The following is a 13,302-nucleotide window of genomic DNA, read 5'->3' as shown; positions in this document are numbered from 1 at the left end:
CCCAGTGCCAGCCCAGGCAAGGAGCCAGCCCACGTGTCCGTCTTCGACAAGATCCTGCGCGCAGGCGAAGGAAAGATCCTTCGCAAGCTGCATCGCATTGCCGCCCAGGTCAATTCCATCGAAGAGGACTTCGTCAACCTGACGGACGCCGAGCTGCGTGCGCTCACCGACGAGTACCGGGAGCGCCTCGCGGACGGCGAGACCCTTGACGACATCCTCCCCGAGGCGTTCGCCACGGTGCGCGAGGCTGCCCAGCGCACCCTGGGGCAGCGTCACTACGACGTCCAGATCATGGGCGGAGCCGCGCTGCACATGGGATATGTGGCCGAGATGCGCACCGGCGAGGGCAAGACCCTGGTCGGCACGCTCCCCACCTATCTGAACGCGCTGTCCGGCAAGGGCGTGCACCTGATCACCACCAACGACTACCTCGCCGAGCGCGACTCGGAGTGGATGGGCCGGGTGCACCGCTTCCTCGGCCTCGAGGTCGGTGTGATCCTCGCCAACATGAGCCCGGCCGAGCGTCGCAAGCAGTACCTCTGCGACATCACCTACGGCACCAACAACGAGTTCGGTTTCGACTACCTCCGCGACAACATGGCGTGGTCGCAGGAGGAGCTGGTGCAGCGGGGCCACAACTTCGCCGTCGTCGACGAGGTCGACTCGATCCTGATCGACGAGGCCCGTACCCCGCTGATCATCTCCGGCCCGGCCGACCAGGCCACCAAGTGGTACGGCGACTTCGCCAAGCTGGTCAACCGCCTCAGGCTGGACCGGGACTACGAGGTCGACGAGAAGAAGCGCACCGTCGGCGTGCTGGAGGAGGGCGTCACCCGGGTCGAGGACTACCTGGGCATCGACAACCTCTACGAGTCGGTGAACACCCCGCTGGTGGGCTTCCTCAACAACGCCATCAAGGCCAAGGAGCTCTACAAGAAGGACAAGGACTACGTCGTCATGGGCGGCGAGGTCCTGATCGTCGACGAGCACACCGGCCGTGTGCTCGCCGGCCGCCGCTACAACGAGGGCATGCACCAGGCGATCGAGGCCAAGGAGGGGGTGGAGATCCAGAACGAGAACCAGACCCTGGCCACCATCACCCTGCAGAACTTCTTCCGGCTGTACGACAAGCTCTCCGGGATGACCGGTACCGCGCAGACCGAGGCGGCCGAGTTCCACCAGATCTACAAGCTGGGCGTCGTCCCGATCCCCACCAACAAGGACCCGCGCCGGGTCGACCAGCCGGACCTGATCTACAAGTCCGAGCCGGCCAAGTTCTCCGCCGTGGTCGAGGACATCGTCGAGAAGCACGAGAAGGGCCAGCCGATCCTGGTCGGCACCACCAGCGTCGAGAAGTCCGAGTACCTCTCGCAGGAACTGCGCAAGCGCGGCGTCCAGCACGAGGTCCTCAACGCCAAGCAGCACGAGCGCGAGGCCCAGGTCGTCGCCCAGGCCGGGCGCCGCGGCGCGGTCACCGTCGCCACCAACATGGCCGGCCGAGGCACCGACATCATGCTCGGCGGCAACCCCGAGCACCTGGCCGCGGCCGAGCTGGCCCAGCGCGGGCTCTCCCCGGTGGACACCCCCGAGGAGTACGAGGCCGCCTGGGGCGAGGCCCTGGACAAGGCCAAGGCCGCGGTCAAGGCCGAGCAGGAGGAGGTCCAGGACCTGGGCGGCCTCTACGTCCTGGGCACCGAGCGGCACGAGTCGCGCCGGATCGACAACCAGCTCCGCGGCCGCTCCGGCCGCCAGGGCGACCCGGGCGAGTCCCGCTTCTACCTGTCGCTGGGTGACGACCTGATGCGCCTGTTCAAGGCCGGCATGGTCGAGCGCGTGCTGTCGATGGCGAACGTGCCCGAGGACGTGCCGATCGAGTCCAAGATGGTCACCCGCGCCATCGCCTCCGCGCAGACCCAGGTCGAGCAGCAGAACTTCGAGATCCGCAAGAACGTCCTGAAGTACGACGAGGTGCTGAGCCGTCAGCGCGAGGTCATCTACGGCGAGCGCCGCCGGGTTCTGGAGGGCGAGGACCTGCGCGAGCAGATCGACCACTTCATGGACGACACGGTCGACGCCTACGTCAAGAACGCCACCGCCGAGGGCTTCGCCGAGGAGTGGGACTTCGACAAGCTCTGGCAGGCGCTGGGACAGCTCTACCCGATCAGCCTCACCGTGGAGGAACTGGAGGGCGAGGACGGCGACCGTGCCGGAATCACCGCCGAGCTGCTCGCCGAGGCGATCAAGGAGGACCTGCACACCAAGTACGTCGAGCGGGAGAGCCAGCTCGGCGAGGCCGTGATGCGTGAGCTGGAGCGCCGGGTGGTGCTCTCGGTGCTGGACCGCCGCTGGCGCGAGCACCTCTACGAGATGGACTACCTCCAGGAGGGCATCGGCATGCGGGCCCTGGCCCAGCGCGACCCGCTGGTCGAGTACCAGCGCGAGGGCTTCGACATGTTCGCCGCCATGATGGAGGGCATCAAGGAGGAGTCCGTCGGCTACCTCTTCAACCTGGAGGTCCAGGTCGAGCAGCAGGTCGAGGAGGTCCCGGTGGCCCAGGACGGCAACACCGTCGTCATGGACAAGGCCCCCGAGGACGCCCGTCCGGAGATCCGGGCCAAGGGCCTGGAGGCCCCGCAGCGTCCGGACCGGCTGCACTACACCGCGCCGTCGGTCGACGGCGAGGGCGGCGTGATCGAGGGCGACTTCGCCACCGGCGATGACGGGGCGGACGAAGAGGCGGACGAGGAGAGCGGCACCCGCGCCGAGCGCCGCAAGGCCGCGAAGGGCCGCCGCCGCAAGAAGTAGCAGTACGCGGATTCGGAACAGTCCCATGGCGGTTCACCACCTGGTTTCCAGGGCGGTGAACCGCCATGCCGGTTCCGGGCGCCGGGGTGTGCGGTGCTGCTCCAGCCGGAAGGCCAGGAACTCCAGCCGCTCCTCCACGCCGACCGTCGCGGTCACCTCCAGCACTCCGGGGGCGGGGGAGTCGTCGAAGACCCGCCGCAGCACCGGGCGCGCGGTTCCCGGCCCTGGGCCGTGCAGGCAGCGCCGCCGGACCAGGGTCCGGACGTCGTCGTAGACGTCCTCGGTGGCCAGCGCGGCGAGCTGGTCGCAGACCCGGTGCCCGCTGAGCACCTCCAGCAGCCGCACCGCGTAGTGGCGCGCCAGGGTGTTGTGCCCGGTGCGGGTGGGCGCCGTGCCGCCGTGCTGCCTGGCTCTCGTCGCCCCCAGGCTGTGCACCCGCCCGATCCTGACCCCGGTGGCTGCAGTGTCGACCATGCCCGTACCCCCTTGACTCGCGGTGGTGTGCGTGAGGCCAGTGGTATCGGCTGTCACTGACAGCGACAAGGCTCCCGCGGACGCGTCGAGGGCTCCGGCGAAGTTCACCTATCCGAGTGGGCAGACGTCGCTGAGCTGGGAAGATGAACGGCACACCACAATCCGACCGGTCACCCAGCGCAGTCAAACCCCACTCGATCGGTGACTCTCCGCAGCCGTCCGGTGAGGTTGCCCGGCTGCGCGGGTGCGGTCGTCCGGCCGCATATGCTGGACGCCGGTCCCACCCCACCGTCGACCGGAGTGCCCCGATGCGCGTGTACGTTCCGACCACCCTGCACGCGCTCGCGCAGGCGCACGCCGACGGGAGCCTCGGACCGCTGCCGCTGCGGGCCTACGCGGTCACCCCGGCCCTGCGCGAGTGGTACCTCAGCGATGACATCGAGGAGCTGGAGTACGCCGCCCTGGTGCGCGCGGCCCAGTCCTCCCTGCGCCTGCTCGCCGCGGACGGCGCGGCTCCGCGCCGCCGGGTGGTCGTCGCCCTGGACGTCCCGGACGAGGCCGTCGCGCTGCAGAACGACGCCGAGCACGCGGACGCCTCCGCGCTCGGCGCGGTGACCCTCTCCGAGGCCCCGCCGCTGGCCAGGGCGGCCGCGGTGCACGCCGACGCGGACGAGCCCGAGGTCCGCGAGGACGTCTCGGCAGCCGCTGCGGCGGTGGCCGCCGCGGACACCGGGGACGAGGACGCCCGGTTCACCGTGGACGGCGCCGAGGACCACGAGCTGCTCTGGTTCGCGACCCAGGAGATCCCCGGCCTGCTGGCCTGACTGTCCGGAGGAACGGTCGGAGGAACGGCCCGCGCAACGACCCGAGCTCCCCGGTTGTCGGTGCCGCCGGGTACCGTGCGGCCATGCGCGCACATATCGTCTGGGACTGGAACGGCACCCTCTTCGACGACGTCGAGGTAGTGGTGGAGGCGAGCAACGCCGCCTTCGCCGCGATCGATCTGGCCCCGCTCACCGTCCAGCAGTACCGCGAGCAGTACCAGGTCCCGGTCATCGGCTTCTACGAGCAGGTGATGGGGCGGACGCCGACCGCCGAGGAGTGGCTGGTCATGGACGCCCGCTTCCACCGCCACTACGAGACGCTCAGGGACAGCTGTGGGCTGACCGAGGGGGCGGACGACGTCCTGGCCGGATGGTCCGGGTCGCAGTCGCTGCTGTCCATGTACGCCCACGCCGACCTGCTCCCGTTGGTCCGCCGGCTGGGCGTGGACCAGCACTTCATACGCGTGGACGGCCGGACCAGCACCAGCGGCGTCAGCGGCAAGGCCGAGCACCTGGTCCGGCATCTGGCGGCGATTCAGGTCGAGGGTGTGCACCCGTCCCGCACGGTGCTCATCGGCGACGTGGTCGACGACGCGCTCGCGGCGGCGCACGTCGGCGCGCAGGCGGTGCTGTTCACCGGCGGTTCGCACGCCCGGTCGGAGCTGGAGCGGGTCGGCGTACCGGTCGCCGACACCTTGGCGCAGGCCGTCGAATATGCCCAGGACCTGGTCAAATCATGACAGCATAAGACGTATGGACGCTGTCACGCAGGTACCGCTGCCCGTGAACGAGCCGATCCACGGGTACGCTCCCGGCAGTCCCGAACGGGCCCGGATCGAGTCGAGACTCGGTCAGCTCGCGGGCGAGTACGCGACGCTGTCGATGACGGTCGGCGGGGTGCAGCGGATGGGCGGCGGCGAGCGGATCGAGGTGGTCCAGCCGCACCACCACTCCGCCAAGCTGGGCGTCCTCGGCAATGCCACCCGCGAGGACGTCCAACTCGCGGTCGACGCGGCCGTCACGGCGGCCCCCGGCTGGCGTGAGCTGTCCTTCGACGACCGGGCCGCGGTCTTCCTCAGGGCCGCCGACCTACTGGCCGGCCCCTGGCGGGAGACCGTCGCCGCGGCCACCATGCTGGGCCAGTCCAAGACCGTGCAGCAGGCGGAGATCGACGCGCCCTGCGAGCTGGTCGACTTCTGGCGCTTCAACGTCCACTTCGCCCGGCAGATCCTGGCGGAGCAGCCGGTCAGCAGCCCAGGGGTGTGGAACCGCAGCGACCACCGGCCGCTGGAGGGCTTCGTCTGCGCCATCACGCCCTTCAACTTCACTGCCATCGCCGGGAATCTGCCCACCGCGCCGGCGCTGATGGGCAACACCGTGGTGTGGAAGCCCTCGCCCACCCAGACCCTGTCGGCCTGGTACACCATGCGGCTGCTGGAGGAGGCCGGGCTGCCGCCCGGTGTGATCAACCTGGTGACCGGCGACGGACAGGCGGTGTCGCAGGTCGCGCTTCCGCACCGAGACCTGGCCGGGATCCACTTCACCGGTTCGACCGGGACGTTCCAGCACCTGTGGCGGACGGTCGGCGCCAACATCGCCGGCTACCGCGGCTACCCCCGGCTGGTAGGCGAGACCGGCGGCAAGGACTTCGTGGTCGCGCACCCCAGCGCGGATCCAGCGGTGCTGCGCACCGCGCTGGTCCGCGGGGCGTTCGAGTACCAGGGGCAGAAGTGCTCTGCGGCTTCGCGCGCCTACATCCCGCGCAGCCTGTGGCGGCTGATGAAGGACGACTTCCTGGCCGAGGTGCGCGGTCTGACCGCGGGCGACGTCACCGACTTCTCCAGCTTCATGGGGGCGCTGATCGACGCCCGCGCCTACGAGAAGAACAGGAACGCCATCGACCGGGCGCGCAACGACCACAGCCTGGACATCGTGGTCGGCGGCCACTGCGACGACGCCATCGGATACTTCGTCAGCCCCACGGTGATCGTTTCCACGGACCCGCGCCATGAGATCTTCTCGACCGAGTACTTCGGACCGGTCCTGGCGGTGCACGTCTACGAGGACGGCCGCTGGGAGCAGACCCTGGACCAGCTGGAGTCCGTCGCCCCCTACGCCCTGACCGGCGCGGTCATCGCCCGCGACCGGGCCGCGATCGCGGCGGCGGCGCAGCGGCTCCGTTTCGCCGCGGGCAACTTCTACATCAACGACAAGCCGACCGGGGCAGTGGTCGGCCAGCAGCCCTTCGGGGGTTCGCGGGCCTCCGGCACCAACGACAAGGCGGGGTCGGCCCAGAACCTGCTGCGCTGGACCTCGACCCGGTCCGTCAAGGAGACGTTCGTGCCGCCGACGGACTACCGCTACCCGCACATGCTCTAGTCGTCGGTGCGGATTGGACAACTCGTACAGGTGGGACCAATGGTGCTGACGCAGTGCACCGTTCCGGCCCCTGACAGGGTCTCTTACCCCAGTTAGGCTCGCTGGGAAACCTCGCGAAAGGCGGGATTTCGCCGGGCGGTTCGCATCCTCTTCCGGACATGCGGGAGGATACGGACAGACCCGGCGGGTGCCCGTCCGACGCACACCACCGAGTCACGCAACGGCGCGCGACAGGAGCCAGATAGCCATGCAGACCCAGCTGGACGCGGCGAAGGCCGAACTGCTCAGCAAGGCGACAGTCCAGGGAGAATCCGGGACGGAGTTCGGCGACGGAGCCGGCGGCGCTCTCGCCACCTACCTGAAGCACTACTACCTGCACACCGCCCCCGAGGACCTGCTCGAACGGGATCCGGTCGACGTCTACGGCGCCGCGGCCTCGCACCACCGCCTGGCCGGCCGGCGGCCGCAGGGCACCGCCGAGGTCCGGGTGTCCACCCCCACGGTCGAGGAGAACGGCTGGTCCTGCGGCCACACCGTGGTCGAGATCGTCACCGACGACATGCCCTTCCTGGTCGACTCGGTGACCAATGAGCTGACCCGTCAGAATCGCGCCATCCATGTGGTGATCCACCCTCAGTTGCTGGTCCGCCGTGACATCACCGGCAGACTGCTGGAGATCCTGGACGCTGACGCCTGCAGCGCCACCGGCGCCGACCTGCCGAAGGACGCCCTGCTCGAATCGTGGATGCACGTCGAGATCGACCGGGAGACCGATCGCGAGGACCTGCGCTCCATCGAGACCGATCTGCGCCGCGTCCTCGGTGACGTCCGCGAGGTCGTCGAGGACTGGGGCAAGATGCGCGACGGCGCCCTGCGCCTCGCCGACGAGCTGGGCACCGAGCCGCCCAAGGAGCTGCCGGCCCAGGAGGTGGAGGAGGCGCAGGAGCTGCTGCGCTGGCTCTCCGACGACCACTTCACCTTCCTCGGCTACCGCGAGTACGACCTGGTGCAGGCCCCGGACGGCGAGGACCTGCTGCAGGCCGTGCCGGGCACCGGTCTCGGCGTGCTGCGCTCCGACCCGCGCGCGGACGCCCACGCCGGCGACACGATGGCCTCCGCCTCCTTCGGTCGGCTGACGGCCCCGGCCCGCGCCAAGGCCCGCGAGAAGAAGCTGCTGGTGCTCACCAAGGCCAACAGCCGTTCCACCGTGCACCGTCCGTCCTACCTGGACTACATCGGCGTCAAGAAGTTCGACGCGCAGGGCAATGTCGTCGGCGAGCGCCGCTTCCTCGGCCTGCTCTCCGCCGCCGCCTACACCGAGTCGGTCAACCGCATCCCGGTGGTGCGCCGCAAGGTCCAGCAGGTCGTCGCCGAGTCGGGATTCACCGTCGAGAGTCATGACGCCCGCGACCTGGTGCAGATCCTGGAGACCTACCCCCGCGACGAGCTGTTCCAGACCCCGGCCGACCAGCTGCTCTCGGTCGCGCTGAGCGTGCTCTACCTCCAGGAGCGCCGCAAGCTGCGGCTGTTCCTGCGCCAGGACGAGTACGGCCGCTACTTCTCCGCGCTGGTCTACCTGCCCCGGGACCGCTACACCACCAGGGTCCGGCTGCGGCTGATGGACCTGCTGATGAAGGAGCTCAGCGGCACCGCCATCGACTACACCGCCTGGAACACCGAGTCGGTGCTGGCCCGGCTGCACTTCGTGGTGCGGGTCGAGCCCGGCAGCGAGCTGCCCAAGCTCTCCGACTCCGACGTCGAACGGCTGGAGGCGAGGCTCGCCGAGGCGGCCCGCTCCTGGATGGACGGCTTCGGTGAGGTGCTGACCCGCGAGTGCGGCGAGGAGCGCGCGGCCGAGGCGTCGCGCCGCTATGCCAACGCCTTCCCGGACGGCTACCGCGCCGACTTCACCCCGGCCACCGCCGTCGCCGACCTGCGCCAGCTGGAGACGCTGACCGGTCCGACCGACTTCCGGCTGAACCTCTACATGCCGGTGGACGCCGCCGAGGGCGAGCGCCGCTTCAAGATCTACTGGGTGGGCCGCTCGGTCTCGCTCAGCGAGGTGCTGCCGGTGCTGCAGCGCCTCGGCGTCGAGGTGCTCGACGAGCACCCCTACGAGCTGCGCCGCAGCGACTCCACCGTCGCCTGGGTGTACGACTTCGGCCTGCGGCTGCCGGCCGATGTCGCCACCACCGTCAACGAGGACGCCCGGGACCGCTTCCAGGAGGCATTCGCCGCCACCTGGACCGGCCGGGCCGAGAACGACGGCTTCAACTCGCTGGTCCTGCGGGCCGGACTGACCTGGCGTCAGGCCGTGGTGCTGCGTTCCTACGCCAAGTACCTCAGGCAGGCCGGGTCGACCTTCTCCCAGGACTACGTGGAGGACGCGCTCACCAACAACGTCCACACCACCCGGCTGCTGGTGAACCTGTTCGAAGCCCGGCTGTCGCCGGCCCACCGCTCCGGCGGCGAGGAGCTCACCGACGGGATCATGGAGGAGCTGGACGGCGCCCTGGACCAGGTCGTCAGCCTGGACGAGGACCGCATCCTGCGCTCCTTCCTCACCCTGATCAAGGCCACCCTGCGGACCAACTTCTTCCAGCGCGACTCCGTCACCGGCGAGCCGCACTCCTATGTCTCGATGAAGTTCGACCCGCAGGCCATCCCCGAGCTGCCCGCGCCGCGCCCGGCCTACGAGATCTGGGTCTACTCGCCGCAGGTCGAGGGCGTGCACCTGCGCTTCGGCAAGGTCGCCCGCGGCGGGCTGCGCTGGTCGGACCGGCGCGAGGACTTCCGCACCGAGGTGCTGGGCCTGGTCAAGGCGCAGATGGTGAAGAACACCGTGATCGTGCCGGTCGGCTCCAAGGGCGGCTTCGTCGCCAAGCAGCTGCCCGACCCGACGGTGGACCGGGCCGCCTGGCTGGCCGAGGGCATCGCCTCCTACAAGACCTTCATCTGCGGTCTGCTGGACATCACCGACAACCTCATGCCCGAGGTGGGGGTGATCCCGCCCAAGGACGTGGTGCGCCACGACGGCGACGACACCTACCTGGTCGTGGCCGCGGACAAGGGCACCGCGACCTTCTCCGACATCGCCAACGAGGTCGCCCAGTCGTACGGCTTCTGGCTGGGCGACGCCTTCGCCTCCGGCGGCTCGGCCGGCTACGACCACAAGGGCATGGGCATCACCGCCCGCGGCGCCTGGGAGTCCGTCAAGCGGCACTTCCGCGAGCTGGGCCACGACACCCAGACCGAGGACTTCACCGTCGTCGGGGTCGGCGACATGTCCGGCGACGTCTTCGGCAACGGCATGCTGCTCAGCGAGCACATCCGGCTGGTGGCGGCCTTCGACCACCGCAACATCTTCATCGACCCCAACCCGCTCGCGGCCGCCTCCTTCGCCGAGCGCAAGCGGCTGTTCGACCTGCCGCGCAGCTCCTGGGAGGACTACGACAAGTCGCTGATCTCGGCCGGCGGCGGGATCTTCCCGCGCAGCGCCAAGTCGATCAACATCACCGCGCAGATGCGGGCCGCCCTCGGCATCGAGTCCGGCGTCAGCAGGCTCACCCCGGCCGAGCTGATGAAGGCCGTCCTGCTGGCGCCGGTCGACCTGCTGTGGAACGGCGGCATCGGCACCTACGTCAAGTCCGCGGCGGAGAACAACACCGAGGTCGGCGACAAGGCCAATGACGCGATCCGGGTCAACGGCGCCGACCTGCGGGTCAAGGTCCTGGGGGAGGGCGGCAACCTGGGCGCCACCCAGCTGGGCCGGATCGAGTTCGCCTCCGTCGGCGGCCCGGTCGGCGAGAGCGGCGAGCGCACGGGTGGCGCGGTCAACACCGACGCCATCGACAACTCCGCCGGCGTGGACACCTCCGACCACGAGGTGAACATCAAGATCCTGCTCAACCGGGTGGTCACCGACGGCGATCTGACGGTCAAGCAGCGCAACAACCTGCTCGCCGCGATGACCGACGAGGTCGGCGCGCACGTCCTGGAGAACAACTACGCGCAGAACGTCGCCCTGGCCAACGCCCTGGCCCAGGCGCCGAGCATGCTCGACGTGCACTCCCGGATGATGCGCAGGCTGGTTGCCGAGGGGCAGCTCAACCGGGCCCTGGAGTTCCTGCCCAACGGTTCGCAGATCCGTGAGCGGGCGGCGGCCGGGCGCGGGCTCACCCAGCCCGAGCTGTCGGTGCTGCTGGCCTACACCAAGATCACCCTCGCCGACGAGATCCTGGCCTCCGACCTGCCCGACGACGCCTACCTCCAGGGCAAGCTGCACCGCTACTTCCCGGAGCAGCTGCAGCAGCGCTTCGGCGAGCAGATCGACGCCCATGCGCTGCGCCGGGAGATCATCACCACGGTGCTGGTCAACGAGACCGTCAACCGCGGCGGCTGCACCTTCGCCTTCCGGCTGAAGGAGGAGACCGGGGCGACGTACGAGGAGATCGTGCGCTCGCACACGGCGGCCCGGGCGATCTTCGACCTCAAGGGCATCTGGGCGCAGATCGAGGGCCTGGACAACCGGGTCCCCGCCGCGGTGCAGACCCGGATGCGGCTGCACAGCCGCCGCCTGGTCGAGCGGGCCACCCGCTGGCTGCTCAACAACCGGCGCCAGCCGCTGGACATCGCCGGCACCATCGAGATGTTCCGGGACCGCTGCAACCAGGTCTGGAGCCTGCTGCCGGAGCTGCTGCACGGTTCGGACCGCGCCTGGTTCGACCTGATCTACGGCCAGCTGGCCGAGGCCGGGGTCCCGGCCGAGCTGGCCGTCCGGGTCGCCGGGCTGTCCTCGGTCTTCCCGACGCTGGACATCGTCGAGACGGCCGACCGCTCGGGCCAGGACGTCCGCACCGTCGCCGAGCTGTACTACGACCTGGCCGACCGGCTGCAGATCTCCGACCTGCTGGACCGGATCATCGAACTGCCCCGCGGGGACCGCTGGCAGTCGATGGCCCGGGCCGCGATCAGGGAGGACCTGTTCGCCGCGCATGCCTCGCTCACCGCGGACCTGCTGACCCACGGCGATCCGGGATCGACCCCCGAGCAGCGTTTCGAGGCGTGGTCGCAGACCAATGCCACCCTGGTCAACCGGGCCCGCGCCACGCTCGACGACATAAGGGGTGCGGAGGCCTACGACCTGGCGAACCTCAGTGTCGCGATGCGGGTGATCCGGACTCTGCTGAGGAGCGGATCGATGCGCTGACCGGTTGTCACAAGGCCGCAGGGCGGACCCGGTTCGGGTCCGCCCTGCGGTACCGCGCTGTCAGGGGGTGGGGGTCTTGGCGGCGCGGGCGGTCTGGTGCAGGAGCAGTTCTTCGACGTGGTCGCCGTCGCCGGCGGTGAGGATGCGTTCGGCGTGCGGGGTGAGCCGGGCGATGAGCTGGTAGCCGAACAGCGTCGGCCGGGCCTTCACCAGGGTCTTGGAGATTCCTCCGGCGATCTTGGTGATCCTGCTGTTCCCGCCGGCGAAGTTGACGAAGGGTGAGCCGGTGTAGCTGAGCTCCAGCAGGTCGTAGCCGGCGTTGCGCACCGCGCGGCGCAGGCTGGCGCGGGAGTAGAAGCGCAGGTGGGTCTCGTCGAGGATGCCGCGGCGGTCGTAGTCGAAGCCGCCGAGGGCGACCCGGCCGCGGGAGTACCAGTGGCCGATGTTGGGCACCGAGAGCAGGAGCTGCCCGCCGGGCCGCAGCACCGCGCGGATCTCCTCCAGCACCCGCTCCGGCCGGTACAGGTGCTCGATCACGTCGCCGGCCACGACCAGGTCGTAGCCGTCGCCCACGCCGTCGGGCAGGCCGTTGTTGAGGTCGGCCACCAGGAAGCGGTCGGTGCGCTCGCGCACACCCTCGACCTCGATGTAGTCCACGCCGGTGACCTGGTGGCCCAGGGCGCGGACGCGTTCGGCGAACAGGCCGCCGGAACAGCCCAGGTCCAGGACCTTGGACGGGGGCATGTCCTTCAGTAGTTTGAGGATGGCGGCGTGTGAGGAGCCGTCGCCCTCCTTGAAGGCGTACTCGTCGGGCTTGGGCACCCAGGGGCAGGTGCCGAAGCCCTTCTGGGCGAGGCGGTACTCCAGGACGTCCTTGACCACGTCCTTGGCGTACTTGACACCGTTGACGTAGCAGATCTCGTCGCCGTAGTAGGTCGGGATCGGTATCTCGACGATGGTTTTCCCGGCGTCGATCAGCTGGACGATGATCTGGGTGTCGAAGTCGAAGGCGTCGGTGTTCTTCTCGATCAGCAGCTCGGCCAGGGCCGAGACGCGGTAGGCGCGGTAGCCGGAGTGGAACTCGGTGAGGCTGGTGTTCAGCAGGCCGTTCTCGAGCTTGGTGAGGATGCGGTTGCCCAGGTACTTGTAGGCGGGCATGCCGCCGCGGCGGGCGCCGCCGTCCTCCATCATCCGGGATCCGAAGACCGCGTCGGCCTCGCCGGACTCGATCGGCGCGACCATGTCGGCGAGGCGTTCGGGCGCGTACTGCCCGTCGCCGTGCAGCATCACCACGATGTCCAGGCCGCGTTCCATGGCGAGCCGGTAGCCGGCCTTCTGGTTGCCGCCGTAGCCGAGGTTCTTGGTGTGGCGCATGACCACGGTGGGCGGGGCGTCCTCCTGCTGGGACCAGCGCCAGCCGGCCAGGAAGGTGGTGTCGTGGCTGGAGTCGTCCATGATCAGGATCTCGGTGATCCGTGACCGGAAGTCCGCCGGGATACGACTGAGGGTCTTCTCCAGCGTCGACTCGGCGTTGTACGCGACGACGAGGACACCGACCCTGGGGGACTCGATCGGAGTGCGTGACAAGATTCTCTCCACTCAGGATTCCGT

At 69.6% G+C, this 13,302-nt stretch carries 7 protein-coding genes; 5 read left to right on the top strand and 2 right to left on the bottom strand.

What is annotated here, in order from left to right; translation table 11 throughout:
• Positions 1-33 precede the first annotated feature (33 nt).
• Complete coding sequence (gene secA / locus ABH941_RS14365; RefSeq protein WP_370129470.1) at positions 34-2,805, top strand: preprotein translocase subunit SecA; 2,772 nt, start codon at positions 34-36, stop codon at positions 2,803-2,805.
• 33 nt (positions 2,806-2,838) lie between these two features.
• Here secA and ABH941_RS14360 read toward each other — a convergent pair whose 3' ends face one another.
• Positions 2,839-3,279: an Rv3235 family protein gene (locus ABH941_RS14360; RefSeq protein WP_370129469.1), complete on the bottom strand. Its 441-nt coding sequence runs from the start codon at positions 3,277-3,279 to the stop codon at positions 2,839-2,841.
• Positions 3,280-3,587: 308 nt separating this feature from the next.
• Between ABH941_RS14360 and ABH941_RS14355 the strand changes: the two genes are divergently transcribed.
• The 4 genes from ABH941_RS14355 (at position 3,588) to ABH941_RS14340 (ending at position 11,691) form a co-directional block, all read left to right on the top strand.
• Positions 3,588-4,103, top strand: coding sequence for a hypothetical protein (locus ABH941_RS14355; protein WP_370129468.1), 516 nt, complete (start codon positions 3,588-3,590; stop codon positions 4,101-4,103).
• Positions 4,104-4,186: 83 nt separating this feature from the next.
• On the top strand, positions 4,187-4,843 hold the full coding sequence (locus ABH941_RS14350; RefSeq protein WP_370129467.1) for an HAD family hydrolase: 657 nt from the start codon (positions 4,187-4,189) through the stop codon (positions 4,841-4,843).
• 13 nt (positions 4,844-4,856) lie between these two features.
• Positions 4,857-6,482 carry an L-glutamate gamma-semialdehyde dehydrogenase gene (pruA, locus tag ABH941_RS14345; RefSeq protein WP_370129465.1) on the top strand — a complete coding sequence of 542 codons (1,626 nt, stop codon included), beginning with the start codon at positions 4,857-4,859 and terminating at the stop codon, positions 6,480-6,482.
• Between the two features lie 247 nt (positions 6,483-6,729).
• Complete coding sequence (locus ABH941_RS14340) at positions 6,730-11,691, top strand: NAD-glutamate dehydrogenase (RefSeq protein ID WP_370129464.1); 4,962 nt, start codon at positions 6,730-6,732, stop codon at positions 11,689-11,691.
• 60 nt (positions 11,692-11,751) lie between these two features.
• Here ABH941_RS14340 and ABH941_RS14335 read toward each other — a convergent pair whose 3' ends face one another.
• Positions 11,752-13,278 carry a methyltransferase domain-containing protein gene (locus tag ABH941_RS14335; RefSeq protein WP_370129462.1) on the bottom strand — a complete coding sequence of 509 codons (1,527 nt, stop codon included), beginning with the start codon at positions 13,276-13,278 and terminating at the stop codon, positions 11,752-11,754.
• Positions 13,279-13,302: the final 24 nt, after the last annotated feature.

Source organism: Streptacidiphilus sp. EB103A (genome assembly GCF_041261405.1).
GTDB lineage: Bacteria > Actinomycetota > Actinomycetes > Streptomycetales > Streptomycetaceae > Streptacidiphilus.
This window is presented reverse-complemented; position numbering and strand designations above follow the sequence as displayed.